The 19,692-nt window shown below is 50.0% G+C and carries 16 protein-coding genes; all 16 read right to left on the bottom strand.

Translation table 11 applies throughout. The features are described from left to right. Positions 1-2: 2 nt before the first annotated feature. The 16 genes from P3L57_RS03880 to P3L57_RS03805 all read right to left on the bottom strand — a co-directional run bounded on the left by P3L57_RS03880 (position 3) and on the right by P3L57_RS03805 (position 19,588). On the bottom strand, positions 3-1,997 hold the full coding sequence (locus P3L57_RS03880; RefSeq protein ID WP_069487630.1) for a beta-galactosidase: 1,995 nt from the start codon (positions 1,995-1,997) through the stop codon (positions 3-5). 5 nt (positions 1,998-2,002) lie between these two features. Beyond that, positions 2,003-2,656 carry a rhamnogalacturonan acetylesterase gene (locus tag P3L57_RS03875; RefSeq protein WP_069487631.1) on the bottom strand — a complete coding sequence of 218 codons (654 nt, stop codon included), beginning with the start codon at positions 2,654-2,656 and terminating at the stop codon, positions 2,003-2,005. A 3-nt stretch (positions 2,657-2,659) separates the two neighbouring features. Continuing rightward, entirely contained in the window at positions 2,660-3,670 is a 1,011-nt protein-coding gene (gene mgrA / locus P3L57_RS03870) for an L-glyceraldehyde 3-phosphate reductase (protein ID WP_069487632.1), read from the bottom strand. Between the two features lie 10 nt (positions 3,671-3,680). Continuing rightward, positions 3,681-5,519 (bottom strand): rhamnogalacturonan lyase, encoded by a 1,839-nt coding sequence (locus P3L57_RS03865; protein ID WP_069487633.1) that lies wholly within the window; start codon positions 5,517-5,519, stop codon positions 3,681-3,683. A 49-nt stretch (positions 5,520-5,568) separates the two neighbouring features. Beyond that, the gene (locus tag P3L57_RS03860) at positions 5,569-7,413 is read right to left on the bottom strand and encodes a rhamnogalacturonan lyase (RefSeq protein ID WP_069487634.1); all 1,845 of its coding nucleotides are present in this window, start codon (positions 7,411-7,413) and stop codon (positions 5,569-5,571) included. 142 nt (positions 7,414-7,555) lie between these two features. Then, positions 7,556-8,182 carry a YesL family protein gene (locus P3L57_RS03855; protein WP_059293883.1) on the bottom strand — a complete coding sequence of 209 codons (627 nt, stop codon included), beginning with the start codon at positions 8,180-8,182 and terminating at the stop codon, positions 7,556-7,558. Further along, on the bottom strand, positions 8,179-8,841 hold the full coding sequence (locus P3L57_RS03850) for a YesU family protein (protein WP_059293884.1): 663 nt from the start codon (positions 8,839-8,841) through the stop codon (positions 8,179-8,181). The genes P3L57_RS03855 and P3L57_RS03850 overlap by 4 nt, the downstream gene beginning before the upstream one ends. Beyond that, positions 8,834-9,532, bottom strand: coding sequence for a rhamnogalacturonan acetylesterase (locus tag P3L57_RS03845; RefSeq protein WP_083244572.1), 699 nt, complete (start codon positions 9,530-9,532; stop codon positions 8,834-8,836). The genes P3L57_RS03850 and P3L57_RS03845 overlap by 8 nt, the downstream gene beginning before the upstream one ends. A 13-nt stretch (positions 9,533-9,545) precedes the next feature. Further along, complete coding sequence (yesS, locus tag P3L57_RS03840; protein ID WP_069487635.1) at positions 9,546-11,831, bottom strand: transcriptional regulator YesS; 2,286 nt, start codon at positions 11,829-11,831, stop codon at positions 9,546-9,548. 22 nt (positions 11,832-11,853) lie between these two features. Next, positions 11,854-12,888, bottom strand: coding sequence for a rhamnogalacturonyl hydrolase YesR (gene yesR, locus P3L57_RS03835; RefSeq protein WP_059293887.1), 1,035 nt, complete (start codon positions 12,886-12,888; stop codon positions 11,854-11,856). Positions 12,889-12,903: 15 nt separating this feature from the next. Continuing rightward, the gene (locus tag P3L57_RS03830) at positions 12,904-13,794 is read right to left on the bottom strand and encodes a carbohydrate ABC transporter permease (RefSeq protein ID WP_059293888.1); all 891 of its coding nucleotides are present in this window, start codon (positions 13,792-13,794) and stop codon (positions 12,904-12,906) included. 3 nt (positions 13,795-13,797) lie between these two features. Further along, the gene (locus P3L57_RS03825; protein WP_083244573.1) at positions 13,798-14,727 is read right to left on the bottom strand and encodes a carbohydrate ABC transporter permease; all 930 of its coding nucleotides are present in this window, start codon (positions 14,725-14,727) and stop codon (positions 13,798-13,800) included. Continuing rightward, the gene (locus tag P3L57_RS03820) at positions 14,724-16,007 is read right to left on the bottom strand and encodes an ABC transporter substrate-binding protein (protein ID WP_069487636.1); all 1,284 of its coding nucleotides are present in this window, start codon (positions 16,005-16,007) and stop codon (positions 14,724-14,726) included. Before P3L57_RS03820 ends, P3L57_RS03825 begins: the two co-directional genes overlap by 4 nt. Before the next feature lie 103 nt (positions 16,008-16,110). Then, entirely contained in the window at positions 16,111-17,229 is a 1,119-nt protein-coding gene (locus tag P3L57_RS03815) for a response regulator transcription factor (protein ID WP_069487637.1), read from the bottom strand. Further along, complete coding sequence (locus tag P3L57_RS03810) at positions 17,229-18,962, bottom strand: cache domain-containing sensor histidine kinase (protein WP_044163497.1); 1,734 nt, start codon at positions 18,960-18,962, stop codon at positions 17,229-17,231. The genes P3L57_RS03815 and P3L57_RS03810 overlap by 1 nt, the downstream gene beginning before the upstream one ends. Beyond that, positions 18,959-19,588, bottom strand: a complete 630-nt coding sequence (locus P3L57_RS03805) for a YesL family protein (RefSeq protein ID WP_083244574.1) — start codon at positions 19,586-19,588, stop codon at positions 18,959-18,961. Before P3L57_RS03805 ends, P3L57_RS03810 begins: the two co-directional genes overlap by 4 nt. Between the last annotated feature and the right edge of the window lie 104 nt (positions 19,589-19,692).

Below are 19,692 nucleotides of genomic sequence, written 5' to 3'. Positions count from 1 at the left end.
AATCAGCTGCGATTATCAAACTGAATCACACGGTATTCGTGTTGGCCGACTGACAGTCTCCCCGCTCCGACTGAACGGTTTGCCAAAAGGTCGGTCCCCTCTTCCCGAAGCGTCACACTCCCGCCTTTTCCATCCATATTAACGATAACCCATACAAGGCCGTTTCCTCCTTTTCTCGGGGCAACAATCGTACCGGGGGTGACATCGGACTTGACAGAAACGGCTGCTTCTCCCGCATAATGCCTGACGAGTGCTTCCAGCATTGCATCCCCTTTTTCGCCTGATGGAAGCGAGCCGAGCATGACCATTTTCCCTTTGCCGTGCTCTCGTTCTGACAGAAATGCATGGCCGGCGCCAGGCCCGGATTCAATTGTGCCGAGAGTGTTTCCGCTCTCTGTATCAAACACCGCGCTCCACAGCCCGAGCGGCGCCGTCATGCCAAACGCTTTTCCTGTATTTGCATCCTCGTTCATCGGGAACGTGAACAGTGTTTTGATTCCGGCTGTTTTCTCCAGTTCTCCAAGGGCATAATCGGTATGAACCGTATGCTCGCCCGTACGCCCTCCCGTCAGCGGCCCGGCAATCCATATGCCGCCCGCTTCAGCAAATGCGGAAGCTTTTTTGATAAAAGCAGAAGACAGATAAGGCACAAATGGTGTAAACAGCACACGATAGCCCTCCAGCGGAAAGCCTTCCGGAACGAGATCACGATGAATACCCGTGTTGAGGATGCGCTCGTAAAAGTGTGTGATAAGCGTTCGGTGTTGGAGCCCCCGGTGAGGTTCTGTTTTCAGAAACGCTTTCGCCCTGTCGGAATAGGTCATTGCAACTTCAGCCTGAACGGGCACCGTAGAAAGAATGATCGGTTCGATTTCCTTTCTTGCCCGCTCAACCGCCAAAACGTTTTGATAACCAATCGTCGGCTCTCCCCAGGCACTAAGGACGGAACCGTGTGAAATCTCGCTGCCGGAACGCTGCTGGCGCCACAGCCAGTAGCAAAATCCCTCGCTCCCCAAGGCGTAAGAAGACACGGCTTCAGCTTGTAAATACCCACCGGCGTGCGGCATGGCACAGCTTTCGAGCGAGGCTTCATAGGACGGGCTTGTTTCCAGAATCCAAAACGGGCGGTCTTTTTTGAAATGCCTCCAAATATCACAATTTAATAAAAATGCAGATGCATTTTCTTGGGAAGCGTACGTATCATAGGAAGCAAAATCGAGATTCTGAAACATCCGCTCATTGTCTGTGCTGAACATGACCGATCCGTTATGAGTGATTGGCGCATCTGAATAACAGCGGATGATTTTCGCCTGTTCATCCGCAAATTGAGCGATCATCTCCATCGAAAACAGCTGATACATCGTGCGCAATGAAGCGTGATGCAAAAACGGGGCCGGACCCGGCTGCGGCACCTGCTCAAAGGTTTGATAGGTTTCGCTCCACACATCGGTTCCCCACGCTTCATTTAACCGTTCAATCACACCGTAACGGTTTCTAAGCCAGTCATGCCATAAGCTTAAGCACGTCTCACACATGCATTCAGCCACATGGCATTTAAATTCATTATCGAGCTGCCAGCCGATCAGCCCCGGCAGGTGTCCCAGCTCTTTGGCGATGCTTGTGGTGATGATGGCGGCTCTTTTTCGGAAATACGGGTTATTTGTACAAGCATGCTGACGGGAGCCGTGCCCCATCACCTCTCTTTTTTCGTTGATATGCATTCGCTCAGGCCGGCCGTGCGACAGCCAAATAGGCGGTGTCGGTGTCGGTGTGCACATGATCATTTCGATGCCGTTGTCATACATCCGGCTGATCATTTCCTTAAAAAAGCTCACGTCAATTTTTCCTTCTTCCGGCTCGATTACAGACCAGGCGAATTCACCCATTCGCACCACATTGATGCCGACCTGCCGCATCCTGTCAATGTCCTGCTGAATCGTCTTTTCATCCCATAGCTCCGGATAATAGCAAGCGCCGTGATATAATTTTCTCCCCAAGTCCTTCACCCTTCTTTGACGATAGATTCTGTTAATGGCAGGCCGATCTCCTTCATGCCTTTCGCTACGAGTTTTGCCATTTCATTTGCGCCTTTTTTTGTAAAGTGCGTGTAATCGTCAATCCCCTCAGAAACCATAAAATAGGTGTATACTTTTTCTTCGCCCTTCTCAGTAAAGAAAGCGAGGCTTTTTTCCATCAGATCAATGAGCTGGACATTCTCCTCAGCGGCTGTCTGCTTCATGGCAATGCAATAATCAGGAAAGTCGTTCAAAAACACGCCGTTTTCATAATGAAAGCGGGCTACTGGGGTAATGAGAAGCGGATGCGCGCCTTTTTCTCTAGCGCCTGCGATATACTGCTTTAAATATTGTTTATAGGTGGTATAGGGCTCGGTGTAGCGCTCCGGCTTATTTTTCGACGCGTCATTATGGCCCATCTGCACAAACAGCCAATCATCCGGCTCAATCACATCAAGGATCGCCTGAAGCCTGCCTTCCTCCACAAAGGTTTTTGAGCTTCTGCCGCCGATCGCTTTATTGATCACCTGAATATGCTCCGGCAGATGCGAACCGAGAAACTGCCCCCAGCCCCCTTGATTTGTACTTTCTCCATACGTTTGGACAGTCGAATCACCAGCAAGATAAAGATGATGTGCCATGTCTCATTCCCCCTCGTTTTTTTCACTTAATATAAACTCAATGGCAGAAAGCTCCTCGTTTGAAAAGTCCGCTGATTGCAAGGCTTGAACGTTTTCCTCTATTTGTTGCGCCCGGCTTGCTCCAATTAAAACGGAGGTCATCCGGGCATCCTTCAAAAGCCATGAGAGCGCCATTTGCGGGAGCGATTGTCCCCGTTCTTTCGCAACCAGATTCAGCCTTTGCGCCTTACTGACCGTCCTTTCGGTAATGTGCTCCGCCTGGAGGAAAGGACTGTTCGCATCCTTTGCTCTTGAGTTTTCCGGGATGGCGGAAACGTACTTTGTCGTAAGAAGCCCTTGAGCGAGCGGCGCAAACGCGATGCAGCCGGCTCCCTTTTTGTCCAGCACATCAAGCAGCCCTTTTTCCGGATCTCGGTGAAACATCGAATATCGCGTCTGATGGATGGCGAGCCGGACTCCGAGCTGTTGTAAAAGATCGGCGGCGCGCTCTGTCTCTTCAGGGCTGTAGTTTGACAGTCCGACATACAAAGCTTTTCCTTGACGCACAAAGCCCGCCAGCGTCTCCATCGTTTCCTCAAGCGGCGTTTCAGGATCAGGACGGTGCGAATAGAAGAGATCCACATAATCAAGCCCCAGCCGCTTTAAACTTTGATTCAAGCTGGCAGTTAAATGTTTTTTCGAACCGCCATTGCCATACGGCCCCTTCCACATGTCATAGCCGGCTTTAGTGCTGATGACGAGTTCATCACGGTAAGGCGCAAAATCCGTTTTCAGCATGCGCCCGAACATCTCCTCAGCGGAGCCGGGCGGCGGGCCGTAATTGTTGGCCAGATCAAAATGGACAATGCCTGCATCAAATGCGGCTCTCAGCATGGACCGCGCGTTCTCCGGAGAATAGGCAGCGCCGAACTGATGCCAGAGGCCGAGAGAAACGGCGGGAAGCCTTAATCCGGTTCGCCCGGCTTTGTGATAGGTCATTTTGTCATAGCGTTCAGTCTTTGCTTCGTATCCCATACGGTTCCTCCTAAAGCGGCGTCTCCGCTCTGTTTCCCGCTATGTACAGAGCGGGCTTCGGCGGTTTTTTCATCCCTGTTCCGAGATAAAAGCTTGTGTGCGGCGGCTGGTTGTACGCGGTGTTCTGCCAAGCGATCCCCAGCCTGTAAACCGGATCGTGCATCAGTGTGTAAAAACGATGGCGGGTAAGGTGTGTCGTTGTATAGATACGGAGCGCACTGCTGTCTTCGGTTCTCCAAATGACCTCTTCCCGCCAGTCTCCGAACAGGTTGGCCTGAAGAACCGGGCTTCCTTTTGTCCCGTTGTTGGACAGCACACCTTCCGGCTGAAAAATCGTTTTTAAACAGCGGTTTTCAGCATCCCACTTTTCAATCTTTGGTTTGCCGATTGTCCCATTCCATTCATGATCCAACAGCTCCCTGACCAAGTCCCCGTCCCACCAAATGGCGAAATTGGCTGAAGCAGGCGCTTTGTCACTGATTTTTTCTCCTTTGCTCGTATAGAGCCCATATGACATTCCATCATTGCCCGGCGGATCAATTCCCCAGACGAGCGATCCCTTGTACCGAGGGTCAATGTGAGCCGCCATTCCTCTGCCGACATCTGTTCCGGCATGGACGCCCCATAACACCTCGCCTGTTCCGGCATCACGCAGCGACAACCCATACGGCTTGCTTGCGTCCTCATGAACCTGAAACACTTCAAGCCCTTTGCGTGACGGATCTAGATCGCCGACGTGCATGGCGTCTCCGTGTCCGAGTTCCGTCGTGTACAGACCGGTTCCGTCATGATCAACCGCCATGGCGCCGTAAATAATTTCATCCTTTCCATCTCCATCAACATCGGCAACGCTCAAGCTGTGGTTGCCCTGTCCCGCGTATGCTTCATGCCCCGGCTGATTGGAATCAAACATCCAGCGTTTTTTGAGCCTGCCGTTCCTGAAATCATAAGCGACCAGTACCGTTCTCGTATAATAGCCCCGTGCCATCACCAGGCTCGGCCGCTCTCCATCTAAATAAGCGATTCCGGCGAGAAAACGGTCCATCCGGTTGCCGTAGCCGTCTCCCCAATCCTTCAGGTTACCGCGAGGCGGTTCATAATCGACAGTCGTGAGCGCTTCACCGGTTTCCCCTTTAAACACTGTCAAATATTCCGGACCTGACAGGATTCTGCCCTGCTCATTCCTGAAATCAGCATGCGCTTCACCGATGATGTTTCCTTTGCCGTCTATTGTGCCGTCGGCTGTTTTCATAGCGATTTCTGCTTTTCCGTCACCGTCTAAGTCATAGACCATAAACTGCGTATAATGGGCGCCTGCTCTGATATTTCTGCCGAGGTTGATCCGCCACAGAAAAGTGCCATTCAGTTTATAGGCGTCAATGAGGACGTCTCCGGTATATCCGTCGTGGGCGTTATCTTTTGAGTTGGACGGGTCCCATTTCAGGATGATTTCATATTCTCCGTCCCCATCCACATCTCCGACGCTCGCATCATTGGCGCTGTAGGTATACGGTTTTCCGTCCGGTGTCACGCCGCCTTCGGGTTTGTTAAGCGGGAGCTCGAGAACGTTTTCCCGCCAAACGGAAGCTTCTTTCGAAAGCCTTTCTTCCCGGCCTTTATAGACAGCCGCCACTTGATAGAGAGAGCCCTCCGTTCCCTTTTCATCCAGAAAATTGGTGCTATCCGCAATCGGTTTGCCAGTGATCCGATCTCCGTTCCGATAAATGTGAAAAGCAACAGTCTCATGATCGGTTCCGAGAAAACGCCAGCTCACAAATACGCCTTGCTCCGTTTTGACCGCGATCAGGCCTCTGGTCAGGTATTCCATTTGCCTCTTTTTTGGTTTCATTTTAATTGGGAACGGGCCAAGCGTGCGGCCCGTTCCTTCCCCCCTTCTGTTAAGGCGTATACATATTCGGTTTAGACTGTGCCGCCATGCCGTCTCCTAAAAAGAAGCTTGTATGCGGCGGCTGGTTATACGCGACATTTTGCCAGGCAATGCCGAGCCGGTACACAGGATCATGCATCAGCGTATACAGCCTGTGCTCGGTCGGGATTGTGGTGGTGTAGATGCGGAGCGCACTGCTGTCCTCGGTTCTCCACACAGCTTCCTCCCGCCAGTCACCGAGCAGATCAGCCTGAAGAGCCGGTGTTGCTTTTGTAGAGTTATTGGAGACAGCACCTGATGCCGTCAGCAGGTTTTTAGAGACGCCGTTTTGATAATCCCATTTATCAATCCTGTTGCTGTCCAGCTGTTCCCGCAGCAGGTCATCGTCCCACCAGATGCCGAAATTGGTTGACGACGGCACACTGCTGCCGATTTTGGCGCCTTTCGATGTGTAAAGAGAACCGTTCGCCCAAACCTCTTGTCCCGGATAGCGCGGATCAATATCAGCAGCCATGCCCCGGCCTACATCCTTGCCGGCGTGGACACCCCAAATGATTTTTCCCGTTGCGGCGTCACGGAAGGATAAGCCGTATTGCGCGTTTTTGTCCTCATGAACCTGAAATACTTCAAGCCCCGGCCGGCTCGGATCAAGATCTCCGGCATGCAGCGCGTCTCCGTGGCCTAAGCCTGTCGAGTACATGCCTTTGCCGTCATGGTCAACCGCCATTGAGCCGAAGATGATTTCATCCTTGCCGTCTCCGTCCACATCTGCAATGCTTAAGTTGTGATTTCCCTGTCCGGCGAAAGCTTGATTACCCGACTTAGAGGAATCCAGCGTCCAGAGCTTTGACAGTTTTCCGTCTCTGAAGTTATACGCAACAAGCATGGTTTTGGCGTAATAGCCTCTAGTCATAATCAGGCTCGGACGCTGTCCGTCGAGATACGCAATGCCCGCAAGAAAACGATCGACCCGGTTGCCGTAGCTGTCACCCCAATCTGATACATTGCCCCGTGCCGGTTCAAAGTTTGAAGTGACAAGCTCTTTTCCCGTTTCACCTTGAAAGACAGTCAGGTACTCAGGACCAGAAAGCACACGCCCCTGCTCATTTCTGTAATCGGCATTCGCATTTCCGATCACTTTTCCCGTGCCGTCTTTTGTTCCTTCAGCGGTTTTCATCGCCACTTCCGCTTTTCCGTCACCATCCAGGTCATACACCATAAACTGAGTGTAGTGTGCGCCCGCTCTGATGTTTTTGCCGAGACCGATTCGCCATAATTTTGTTCCGTCCAGCTTATACGCATCAATAAACACTTCACCCGTATAGCCGTCCTGTGAATTGTCCTTTGAATTGGACGGATCCCATTTTAGGATCAGCTCATACTGCCCATCGCCATCCACATCGCCCGTACTGGCATCATTGGCACTGTAGGTATAGGCTTCACCCTTTGGTGTCGTGCCGCCAGCCGGTTTATCAAGCGGAACGGAATGATACGGCTGTGCCCATACAGAGGCTTTTTCAGAAGCGGCCTGCTCGGTTCCGTTTACAACAGCCCGAATGGAATACGATGAGCCAGCTGTTCCGTTTTTATCGATATAATTCGTGGATTTGACAGGCGAAGCATTCAGCTTTTGTCCGTCTCTGTACACATTAAACGTCACAGATGCGTTTTCTGTCCCAAGAAACCGCCAGCTGACAAAAATGCCGCCATCCGTTTTGACTGCCACAAGGCCCCGGTTCAGCGCTTCCATCTGCCGCGCCGCTCCTTCTGCTTTGACAGGAAACACAGAAGCCCCCATCATCAACAACACCAACAATGTGAGAGTGGTAAACATGCTTTTTCTTCGTCTAATCATCAGACAGCTCCTTATCATTTATCTGTAAGCGCTTACTTAAATTGGATTTTATGCGCTTGAGGAGCTGTCTTCAATGTCACATTTTTGCATAAACGTTTTTGATTAGCTGCACTTTTTTGCCCGTTTGTCATTTTTTTGTTTATCAGGCCTGATGACGGTGCTGCGCCTCTGTTTTTTGAAACCCTCTGAAAGCAAAAAACATCGACACGAGCCCAAATAAACTTGGGCCGTAAAATGGGATCAGGCCCGGAAGCGTATACAGCAAATAAAGCACAAATCCGCAGCCGATCAGCATGCAGCCGGTGGTCAGCGGCCGCATGGCGCCTAACAGCAGCGCTTGCGGAATATATTGGCGAAGCGGAAGCTTGTAATGCACATAAAGAGGAAACACATACATGAGCGCGACAGTATACAAAAGCCCCGCCAAGAGGGTGCAGCTCGTCACGGTAAAGGACAGCCAATCCGCACTTGCCGAAAAATAATAATAATTAGCCGACAAAATAAGCAAAAGAGCAAAAAACGCAAGTCCAATCGCATTGACCTTCAGAAACTCTTTTTTGTAGGTATCCAGAAATAACGCAAATACCGGGACATCTTTTTGCCCCATCAGCCATTTCCGTATGACGGCACACATCGCGGCTGTGCTCGGCGCCCATCCGAAAAGAACGCCGCCCAAAAGTGTAAACAACAGCCACAGCCCGTTCAGCCACGCGATTTTTACGACCGCTTCACAGCCTGCATAAAGCGCATCCGTCACAGTCGTCTTCATTTTCTCACCGCTTGGTGCACAGACAAATCACGATAAGCGGCTTTCATCGGCGCCATTTGCCTCAGCCCGATTTTTCCTTTTGTTAACACAGGTCCGAATGTGCTTCCGTCATCCTGCCACTCCAGAATGGGCAGATCATTGATCGAAAAATGCACATACCCTTTATCCTTAATAAGCTTCATATGATACGGGGAATCAGCGTCGTCCGGAGAAGGCAGCGGATCAGCTCCCATTGCAGCGAGGTGGAAACCGCGGCTTTTTCTTACATTGCAGGTGCGGAACGCTCTTTCCTCCGGGTATTTTCTGCGGAAATACGACAGATGGAGCGCATTGATGTCTCCGGAATGGTATTCGGGGTACTTTCCTGTTCTTTTCTTGAGCCGCGGGTCAAATAAGTCCTCGCCTCCGATGCCGGCGGCTGCGAAAAACAGCATACACAGCCCCGGCTGTTCAATCGGGTAAAAATCCCACTTCACAATGATGCCGTCGGGAAATGTTTCCGGGCACCAATAAACAAAGTGCGCTTCGTCCTGTACATGTGACAGGTGCATACGGTAATCTTCGAATGAAACCTGCCCGCCTCCCTCCATCCGCCAGTCCTTCACATCGCTTGCTGAACGGAACGGATTGCGGTACAGGCACGCGCCTTCTTTATACATGTTCTTTCCCCTCCCGGCTTACGAGATGGTCCTTCAGCGGAAAGCCGATTTCTTCGATGCCTTCAGCAACGAGCTTCGCAACCTCCATGGCCCCTTCTTCTGAAAAATGCGTATTATCCTCAATGCCATCTGGATAATTCGGATGTTCATTCGGCTGAAGCCACACGAACAAACGCTTTGACTCCTCCGGTCCGTATGCTTCATAAAGCGCCTTCGTTTTCGTTAACAAATCAATGACCGGCACATCAAACTCCTTCGCTAACGCTTTCATCGCATCCGGATACTCACCGAGCGTGTGCTCAATATTTCCGTTCTCATCAAAGCGGCGGCGCTGCACTGATGTAACGAACACAGGCTGCGCTCCTTTTTCTCGTGCTGTGTCCGCAAACAAAGTGAGAAATTGCTGATACGTCGAGTACGGCTTCGTCCCCCGCGGTTTCTGGTCATTGTGGCCGAATTGAATAAACAAATAATCGCCTTGTGCTATGCACTCAGCAATCGCCCGAAGCCTTCCTTCCTCCACAAAAGAGTTGGTGCTTGCTCCCCCTTTGGCGTGATTGCGCACCTTCACCTGTTCAGTGAACAATTGACCGAAAACCTGCCCCCAGCCTGCCATCGGCGCTTCATGCGGCGGGCAGTCGCTTACGGTGGAATCCCCTGCTAAAAACACCTGAATCGGTTTTTCCATCACATGTCCTCTCCTTTCACGGCGTTTCCTGATACATTTGCCTAAAAACTCCCGGCGGCATGCCGACCTGCTTTTTAAAAATCCGGTTGAAATAATTATGGCGATAGCCGACTTCTTCTGACACATCATGAATTTTTTTATTCGTATTTACCAGCAGTTCTTTTGCTTTTTCAATTCTGATGCGGGTCACATAATCAATAAAATTAACGCCCGTCACTTGTTTAAAGGCCTTGCTCAGGGTGTAAGAATTCATGCCCAGCGCATCCGCGCAGCTTTCAAGAGAAAGATCCGCCATATACTGCTCATGAATCATCGCAATCACACGTTCTGCCACCTGTTTTTGCTGTCTGTTTTTTCTGCCTTCAAGTTTGGCGAGATACGGGGTGACAACCGCATCCATCAGCCAGGCAGCCGCTTGGACAGGCTCATGCAGCTCAGATATTTCCCGAAGCATATCCCTGTTGCCAAACAGCTCGCTCGGATGAAGGCCGGAATGCAGAATATCCTCCTGGATGCGGGAAAACAGCTGAATCAGCGCAGAATGCACTTGTCTGTCGCTGACCGCCTTTTCGGCCAGTTCATCCATACATAAGCGAATCAGCTCTTCTGCTTCCGCTTTTCTTTCCAGCCGAATGGCCTGAACGATTTGCTTTTCAAGTTCAAAAGGATAGCAGGGTGCGGATGGCTCAGCCTGAAAAACATCATCCTGCAAATCTATGATCTGATGGCGATTGGCAAAACACCTGCGGGACTTGCCGCTTTTCACATCCTTAAACAGAGATGGGATATCCATAATACGGGCCGATTGCCTGCTCATTGTTCCGGTCAGGCTTAGTCCCGTGACCGCACCAAATATGCGGGCCAGCTCTGAAACATACCCCTTCAGATCCGATCCGCTCGTTTTCATCACAAGCACGGTGACGGAAAGGCGGCCAATATCAAGAATTGAAGGTTGAAAACGGCGGTTTGCCGAAAGCTCCTCATGTAAATTGGTCAGTGTAAACACAGCAAGCTGTTCATCATCGGCATAGAACATGCTTTGATCACCACGAAGCCCTGTCACCTGAAGATCAAGCACGTGAAATACGTGTTCCCCGATGTCCCAGCCCGCATCCTCCATCCGCGATCTGAGACTGTCCTCTGTGTCATAGTAAAAATCACCCTGGAGAAGGTGCTGCAAAAAACTCTTTTTCATATGGGGCGTCTGCCGGAGCAGCTGCTCTTGAAGCTTTCGGCTCTCAAGGGAAAGATCATTCCATCTCTTTTCTATCCACTTAAATTCGTCCTGGCCTGACGCCTGCCATGTTTTTTTCTCTCCTCCCGTAAACAGTCCGAGCAGATGCTGAATCGGGCGATAGATTTTCTTTGAAGCGTACCACGTCATGCACACAGCCAAGCCGATACAAATGACAAGCATCACAATAATCACCTTTGATAAAAACACCATCGGCGCTGTAATAGCTGAAAGAGGCGCCGCAGAAACAAAGGTCCACTTCTGATGCATTCGCTTCATTTCTCCATAGGAGACGGAATACACCGTGCCGTCCCAATCCATCTGAAAATGACCTTTCTGGTGAGGCTGTTTTTTCACCTCATTCAGTAAAGCATTTTCAAAATCCTTTTCTCCTCCATGGAAAAGCACCTCCCGCTTTTGATCCAGAAGAAGCGCGCTGCCTTCAGGATAAGGAGACAAACTTTGCAGGAGCGCCTCCATTTCTTTCGGGTCTACCGTCAGCATGATCGCGCCAAACGGTTTCTCGGCCGCACCCGGAATGAGCTGAATCAGTGCGGCGTCTTTTCCCGGCCGGCTCCAATAAATACTCCGATCTGAGGTGAGAAGCGAGCGGTATTTGCGAAGCATATCCTGTTCTGTCAGCGCGCTGTATTCAGGGCTCAGCACAAGAGGCCGGGGGCTGTTCAGAAAGATAGAAGCCTGCTGAATCAGCGGCTGCTGGTCCCGCAATAGAAACAGCTTTTTCGTTAATTGATAGGAGAATGTAAAGTCTTTCTCCAAATCCTTTTCGGCCAATCCGTTCATCAGCGAGGAATCGTATGCCATTTGGGCAAGCGTCAGCTCAAGGTCTTCCAACTTCTCATCCATCCGGCTGACTTCACGCGCCACCTGTGTTTCATGCGACTTTTGCAGCTCTTTCTCCACCTTATCGATAGACAAAAAGTAGATGGCCCCGCCTGTCAGCAGTCCGGGAATACAGGCAATCAGCAAAATGAAAACAAAGTTTCTTTTGAAATACGTTCCCTTCCAGTGTGAAACCCGTTCTTTCTGTTGAGGCTGTTTTTTCATCCCTTTCCCCCCGCCGCCGTCTTTACTGATACACGCGTTTTTTCGTTCTCAGCACATCAGCGAGAAATGTGAGTGCAAGCCCCTGTCCCCAGCCTTGTATTCGTTTGTAAGGCACTTGTTTGTATCCTTCCGCATTTTTCATGACGGCTGTGCCCGCGGATACTTTACTGACCCGACCGTCCTCTTCCACCGCATCCAAAATGGCGGCAAGTGATTTCTGCACGTATTTTGTATAGAGCTTCCCGCTCGACAGCAAAGCAGAGGCAATGCCCGCCGATGCGGAAACCTCAAAATACGAATCCGGATCATCCAAAATGGTATGCCACAGCCCTGAATCGTCCTGCAGCCGGACAAGCGCGCTCAGCTGGTCTCTGAGCGATCCATCAATAATCATAAAAGAAGGATGCGTCACCTCAATGAGCGGGAGCGCTTTTGCCATCGTGAGCGCAGCCCAGCCATTCGCCCGGCCCCAATAAATCCCCGATAGGTGGTTTTGCGCTTTATTGTCCCAGGCATGGTAATACAGATTGGTCATGGGGTCCTGCAGCACGTCCTCATGTCCATGAAACTGGCGCAGGCCGTCCTCAAAGTAGTCCTCCCGCTCCATCACACGGCCGATTCTCAGCATAAACAGCCCCGCCATCATCAGCGTATCCGCCCATGCCTGCTCAGGAAACACATAATCCGCCGAGTTCACCGTATGCTGAAGAATACCTTCCCCAAAGCGCGGCGCGTGATGAAGCACATATTCCGCCATCTCGCCAGCCGTTTCCAAATAGACATGATCTCCCGTCACCTGATGCAGAAACAAAAGCGTATGCCCGATGGAAACCCCGTTGATCGACAGCGGCGGCAGCCCATCCTCAAGCTGTTCATCCACCCACGTTTTTAACAGTTTGATATACTCCTCGTTTTCCGTCGCTTCATACGCCTCCGCCACGCCGTAAAACGCGACGCCGCCCGGCCAATCCCACGCAAAATCCATTTGAAATGTTCGTTTCACGATTCGGTCAATAACGGATGTGACCTTTTCTTCATCAAAGATAAGCTGTGCCATCTGCAACACTCCTTTTTATTTTAATCCAGTCGTACTGATGCCCTGAACGATATATTTTTGAAACAGAAAGAATACGAGAATCACAGGCAATAACGAAACGGCAGACATGGCAAACATCGCGCCCCAGTTCGAAGCGGATTCCGTATCGAGGAAAAGCTTCAGCGCAAGTGAAACAGGATAAAGCTCCGGCTTATTCAAATATAAGAGCGGCTGAATCAGCTCCTCCCACTTCCAATAGAAGGAAAAAATCGCAGACGTCGCAAGCGCCGGTGCAATGAGCGGCAGAATGATCCGCCAAAAACAGGCAAAGCGCCCGCACCCGTCGATTCTCGCTGCTTCATCCAGCTCCTCAGGGATCGTCCGGATAAACTGGATCATCAGAAAGATAAAAAACGCATGCCCGAAAAATTGCGGAACGACAATCGGTTTAAAAGAATTCAGCCAGTCTAATTTCGCAAACATAATGTACTGCGGAATCATCAGCACTTCATGCGGCAGCATTAACGTTCCCATCATGCAGGCGAACCAAAATGCTTTTCCTTTAAACGGGATGCGCGCGAAGCCGTAGGCAATGACAGCCGATGACAGAACGGCGCCGATTGTAGACAGCCCGACAATGATCGCCGAGTTTTTAATAAAGGTCAAAAACGGCTGACCCGCAATGCCCTTCCACCCTTCAGCATAGTTGCTGAGAATAAAAGGATCTGGAATGAGAGAATGAGAGGTTGTGAAAATACTGGAGCTTTCTTTAAAAGAACTGACAAACAGCCAAATGACGGGATACAGCAATAACACCGCCAGTGACGCCGTAAAAACATGGAACAGAATGCGTTTTGGCTTGATGCGCCCGGCTTTTTTCCCTTCAAACACCGGGGCTTGCCTGACAGGCTGGTTGACCGGCTCCATCCGTTATTCCTCCTTTGATTCGTAGTGAACCCAATATGATGATGTTTTAAATAAAATCAGCGTAATCAGCCCGACAATGATCAGCATGATCCACGCCATTGCCGAGGCGTAGCCCATTTGAAAATAGTTAAACGCCCGCTGGAACAAATAAAGTGAATACAATAGCGTCCCGTCAAGCGGACCGCCCTCGCCTTTTGAGATGATATAGGCCGGGGTAAAGGTCATAAAAGCAGAAATCGTCTGCATGACCAGGTTAAAGAAAATAATCGGCGTCAGCATCGGAAGCGTGATCCTAAAGAAGCGCTGCACCCGATTTGCGCCGTCCACGCTGGCCGCCTCCAAGTATGATGCCGGAATGTTTTTCAGCCCGGCCAAAAAAATCAGCATGGATGACCCGAACTGCCAGACGGACAGCAGAATCAGCGTCCATAACGCGCTTGCCGGGTCTTGGTACCAGAGAATTTTTTGATCAATCCCGACAAAAAACAGCAGCGCATTGATGACCCCGTCATTGCCGAAAATATTGCGCCACATAATGGCAACAGCCACACTTCCGCCGATGATCGAAGGCAGATAAAACAGCGTCCTGTAGATAGCCGTTCCCTTTGCCGCATTGTTTAAAATGACGGCAATAAAAAGCGCGAAGCCGAGGCGGAGCGGAACCCCGGCAAGCACGTACGTGAAAGTGACCTTCAGCGACTGCCAATACTTTTCATCACCCGTAAACATTTCCTTATAGTTATCGAGCCCGATCCACTTCGGTGCCGTAAAGAGGTCGTAGCTTGTAAAGGACAGAAACAGGGACGCGCCCATCGGAATCACCGTAAAACAGAAGAAGCCGATAATAAACGGAGAAATAAAAGCATATCCCGCCAGATTGTCTTTTCTCATACTCCGGCTTATTTTCATTCTGTCAGCCCCATTTCCCGTCAATTATTCCTCTCTAAAATGTCATTGGCCTGCTTCCGGAACGTTTTGGCGGCTTTTTCCGGCGATACCTTCTGATACAGAATCTGATCAGACGTATCCTTCAGCAGCTTGATGACCTCCGCGCTTCCTACAGGCTCCGGCGGATCGGCTTTGCTGATATTTTTCGACGCGGCTTCCACATATTCCACAATGTTGGCCTCTTCCTCATTCAGCTCCGGTTTAATCGCATCTGCCACCTTGTCGGAAACCGGAACACCCCGTTCGCCTTTGATCAGCATGTTGGCTTCTTTATTGTTGACGAAGAAATCGATAAACTTTGCGGCCTCTTTTTTATGCTCAGAGCTTTTCGGAATCGAAAACAGCATACTCGGCTTCAGCGTCAGCGCTTTTTCCTTCATTTGCTGCGGCGGCAGATAGAGAGAAAGCGGCGAGTCTGTCAACCGGGCAAAGCCTAAATATTGATTCGAGTAGTTCCATGTAATGGCTGATTTGCCTTTGACAATAAAGTCATCTTCCATCCCTTTAATTTGGGCGCTTTCGTCCGGTGTTGGCGACGTTTTTGCTTTGACCAGTCTCAGCTGCCTCTCAAAATAGTCAACAAACAGCTTGTCATCCTGATACGCAAGGCCCATGCCGTCCTCTTTATAAAAACGCTCACCCTTCGTGCGCAAATAATACGGGAAGAAAATATCAGGCGGGTGCATTCCGTTAGATCCGTATATGCCGGCTTTTTCCTGCAGCTCATACGCCAGCTTCTCATAATCCTTCCACGTCCAGTTTTCCTGATGAATTGAAACACCGGCTTTCTTCAGCAGATCATCATTGGCAATCACAGAAAGCACGTTGACCCCAAGTGTAAATCCGTAAAGCTTTCCGTCAATCTTTCCGCCGGACAGCATATTCTCATCGATTGAACTGACATCAATTGTTCCGTCCTTCATATATGGCGATAAATCCTCAAGCTGATTTTTCTTTCCGTATTGCGCCAAATATGCCGTATCCATTTGAATGACATCAGGCAGCTGGCCCGCGGCAGACATTGGCGCAAGCTTCTTCCAATAGTCATCCCAGTTCGCAAATTCCGCTTCAATATGGACGTGCGGATTCTTTTTCTCATATAATTCAATGACCTTTGTTGTATAGTCATGCCGCGGCTGTCCGCCCCACCATGCGATTCTGAGCGTAATGTCTTCTTTTTTCCCTGATGCTTCTTCACCCGCAGAACATCCGCTGAAAAACAAGACGCACACAAGTGACAGCAGCACGTAGTAAACCTTCTTCACATCAATCCCCCCTTTAATGTAAGTGCTTACATTTTATTTTAAAGGGTTGTGACGGGGCGAAACACTCAAAAAACAGTGGCGAAAGTTAAAAAAACAGAGATGGCTATCCTGCGGAAGAAGCGCCTCCCTGTTTTCTTCTGAATTCTGACGGTGTCAGACCGGTATATTTTTTAAAGACGAGACTGAAATACTTCGGATTATCACCGAATCCGATTTCTTCCGCGATTTCTGATACACTCACATCCCGCCTCAGCTTCATCTGCTTCATCGCATGCTCAAGACGCACCCGCGTAACATATTGGGAAAACTTTTCGCCTGTCTCCTGCTTAAAGATTTTCCCCACATAATCAGGGTTCATAAACAGCATATCTTTTGCTGCCCATTTCAGAGAGAGATTCGGATTGCCAAGCTCGTCGGCGACAAGCCTGGTGATTTTAGAAATCAATTCACTCCGCTTTTGGCCACCGGCCGTTTCAGTTGCTTCACGGAACAGCTGTCCTGCGTCCTGCAGCTCCCCCGTCCGGCTGATAATCACCCGGCAGCCTGCAAAGCCGTCCGCCGCCTTTTTCTCCAGATCGGGCGTGCCCTCCTCCACGGCAAACACCGCACGTCCTCCGCTGCAGCAAAAAGCTGTCAGCGCGGAACCAAACGCCTCTCTGGCGGCAGAATCTTCAGGCTGAGTGTTCTCCGCGATGATAAGGCGAATCTTCTTTCCTGCAAGCGAAGGCGGCGGAGACAGATGGGTGACACCGGCGATCAAGCCTTCCAGGTATTGATCAGCCGCAAAGGAACGGATATGATTCAGCTCATGTTTCAGGTGGGCGGCTTTCTTCTTCCGCACATCATGCAGCTTCAGCTCGGCGATGATTTCCTCTAATGAACGGATAATCTGCTGCTCATTACAGGGCTTCAGCAAATAATGCCTTACCCCGTATTTCATCGCTTCCTTCGCGTACTCAAACTCCCCAAAACCAGACAGGACGATAAATTGCACGGACGGGCAGACGGCTGACACCTTTTTGATCAGCTCAAGCCCGTCCATACCGGGCATTTTTACATCAGTGACGACGATATGCGGCTGCTTGTTTACGATCTTCTCATACGCTTCAATTCCGTTCTGCGCTTTGCCGACTAAAGAAGCGCCAAGCGTCTCCCACTTAATGATCCCTGCCATTCCGTCAAGAATGATTCTCTCATCATCAGCAAGGAGTATTTTGTACATCACACCACCTCATTTCGGCACGGTATTGTCAGCAAAATCGCTGTTCCCTTCCCTTTCTCACTTTGAATGCGTAAGCCATACGGCTCCCCGAACATCAGTCGGATGCGTTCATGAATATTCCAGAGCCCGATCCCTCTTCCGCCCGTTTTTTCAAGAATACGTTCGTCCATGCCGGGCCCATTATCTTCGACAGTAATACAGACGCACTCCTCCGTTTTTTTCGCTTGAAGGCGGATGGCGCATGGCCGAGTAAAAGGCTCAAGCGCGTATTGAATCGCATTCTCCGCCAGCGGCTGGAGTGTCAGCTTCGGAATTCGGCAATGCTTCACCTCATCGGCGATGTCCAGTGTGAAGTTCAAGCGCTCCTCAAACCGGAACCGCTGAATCGTCATATAGTGAAGCACAATATCCGCCTCCTCCTGAAGGGTCACTGTATCTTCTTTGATATGAATGCTGTTTCGCAGGAGAAAACCGAGCGATTCCACCATTTGAGAAATTTGCTTCTGCTGATTCGCTTTCGCCAGCCAATTGATGGACTCAAGCGTGTTATACAAAAAATGCGGGTTAATCTGGGCTTGCAGCGCCTTCAACTCTGTTTCTTTAATAATAAGCTGCTTTTCCACATTTTCTTCCATCAGCTCATTGATCCGCTTCATCATCACGGTAAAATGGCGGTTCAGCGTTCCGGCCTCATCCTGTGTGTGTTCCGGCAGTGACAGCGACACGCCCGCCTCAATTCCGCCGTGCTGCACCGATTTCATTGCGGACACAAGCTGCTCGATCGGCTCTGTGATGCTGTTGGCAATCTTCCGCCCGAAAAGCAAAACCACACTGAAAAACAAAAGAAAACACGTACCGATCACCGTTTTCATAAAGGAAATTTTCGCGAACATCTGATCAAAGGGGATGACATTGTAGTAGCTCCAGTTTTGATAGGATGATTGAAGGAAAGAAATAAAATAACGTTTGCCATTCTTTTTTACCAAGTCATAACCAGGATGCCGCAGCGTCTGCTTTGTCATCTCAGGCGTAAGCACCGATGCATGTGCCGAATACACCAGATTGCCGTCCTTGTCTGCGATCATTATGTCTCCTACCGAATCGCCCCAATCCTTCGGCAAATCACGAATCATCTGTTTCACATTCACTTGAATCAGCACCATGCCCAAGCCATTTAAACTCAGCTGATGAAACGATCTGATTTGCCGCGCTGAAATCAGGACAGGATCTGAATTGCCAAAGGTCATCCAAAGATTCCTGCCTTTTTGTGCTTTCGCCCGTTCAAATACCTCTTCCTGCTGCTGCTTCATAAGGTCCGATGAACTGCTTCCGGCGGAATACTCTGAGCCGCGGGCATCAATCAAATGAATCGAATCAATGTACTTTTCATCGCCGGCATATTGCGCAAGCTGATCCCACAGCTCCTGCTTCATTTGATACTGGTCATACGTATCATCACGGTTTTGCATGCTGAGAATGCGCTGAATTTGTTCATCGGTAATGATTTCATACGATACATCTTCGATTTTCTTCAGCTCGTCTTCAATCCGTTCAGAAGACATCCGCAGGACCTCCGAGGATTTGCGGTAAATTTGCTCATCATAGACATGAAAAGCGTACTGCACCCCGCTGTATACAAACAGAAAGGACACGGCCATGATCGATGACAGAAACACAAACAGCTTATCCTTAATCTTCATCCGCCTGTACCAGCCCGCGACTCTTCCTTTCATGCCGCCTTTTCTATCTCCTGACGCTGATCTATTGACCTAAATGCTGTAAAGGACAGCTTCGTTAACAACAAGCTCAGCACGCTGCCGCTGAAAAACAGCAAAAACGTCATATGAAACAGCACTAGAAACAACATTCCGACCGCACCCGCTGCCATCATCAGCGTCACCAATGGCCGGCTGAAGGCAATTAAAAAGCTGATGCTCAGCACCTGTCTGAGCTTTACATCAAAATGAGAAAAGACCGGAAACACATATAACAGCACAAACAAGAAAATCAATCCGATGCTCATAAACACATTCACCAGCACAGGCTGATTCATCTGAGCGGCAATCCGTATATCCGCAAACAAAAACAAACCGGCCGTCACAAGAATGAGCCCCAACAGCTGAGCTGCACCCCACTCCTTCTTAAACGTCCGGATAAACACAGAAAACACCGGGACATCCGTGTTCCCCTTCGCCCACTCTCTCGCCACTGAAAACATCGCGGCCGTAGCAGGCATCAACCCAAACACGACGAGCCCGGCAAGAGAAAACAAGATCCACAGCACATTTACATAAGCCAGTCTCATCACCCATGTACAAAAATGATTCAGCCCATTTGTCAGGCTATGTATCATCGACATCACCTTCCCACTACAGAAAACGCTTTCATTGTAAAGTAATATGTATTTCTCCACTCGAAAGAAAATTCCTGCCGCCCCGTAAAAAATTCGACATCATTTGAGAC

It is taken from the genome of Bacillus sp. B28, assembly GCF_029536185.1.
GTDB classification, from domain to species: Bacteria; Bacillota; Bacilli; order Bacillales; family Bacillaceae; genus Bacillus; species Bacillus halotolerans.
Note: the sequence above shows the minus strand (reverse complement) of the source record. Positions and strands in the feature narration are given on the sequence as shown.

Bases quoted from the DNA above. Each gene is read 5' to 3' on its own strand.
- P3L57_RS03875 (WP_069487631.1), bottom strand. From the start codon at position 2,656: ATGGCACATCATCTTTATCTTGCTGGTGATTCGACTGTCCAAACGTAT.
- mgrA (WP_069487632.1), bottom strand. From the start codon at position 3,670: ATGGGATACGAAGCAAAGACTGAACGCTATGACAAAATGACCTATCAC.
- P3L57_RS03865 (WP_069487633.1), bottom strand. From the start codon at position 5,519: ATGAAACCAAAAAAGAGGCAAATGGAATACCTGACCAGAGGCCTGATC.
- P3L57_RS03860 (WP_069487634.1), bottom strand. From the start codon at position 7,413: ATGATTAGACGAAGAAAAAGCATGTTTACCACTCTCACATTGTTGGTG.
- P3L57_RS03855 (WP_059293883.1), bottom strand. From the start codon at position 8,182: ATGAAGACGACTGTGACGGATGCGCTTTATGCAGGCTGTGAAGCGGTC.
- P3L57_RS03850 (WP_059293884.1), bottom strand. From the start codon at position 8,841: ATGTATAAAGAAGGCGCGTGCCTGTACCGCAATCCGTTCCGTTCAGCA.
- yesS (WP_069487635.1), bottom strand. From the start codon at position 11,831: ATGAAAAAACAGCCTCAACAGAAAGAACGGGTTTCACACTGGAAGGGA.
- yesR (WP_059293887.1), bottom strand. From the start codon at position 12,888: ATGGCACAGCTTATCTTTGATGAAGAAAAGGTCACATCCGTTATTGAC.
- P3L57_RS03830 (WP_059293888.1), bottom strand. From the start codon at position 13,794: ATGGAGCCGGTCAACCAGCCTGTCAGGCAAGCCCCGGTGTTTGAAGGG.
- P3L57_RS03815 (WP_069487637.1), bottom strand. From the start codon at position 17,229: ATGTACAAAATACTCCTTGCTGATGATGAGAGAATCATTCTTGACGGA.
- P3L57_RS03810 (WP_044163497.1), bottom strand. From the start codon at position 18,962: ATGAAAGGAAGAGTCGCGGGCTGGTACAGGCGGATGAAGATTAAGGAT.
- P3L57_RS03805 (WP_083244574.1), bottom strand. From the start codon at position 19,588: ATGTCGATGATACATAGCCTGACAAATGGGCTGAATCATTTTTGTACA.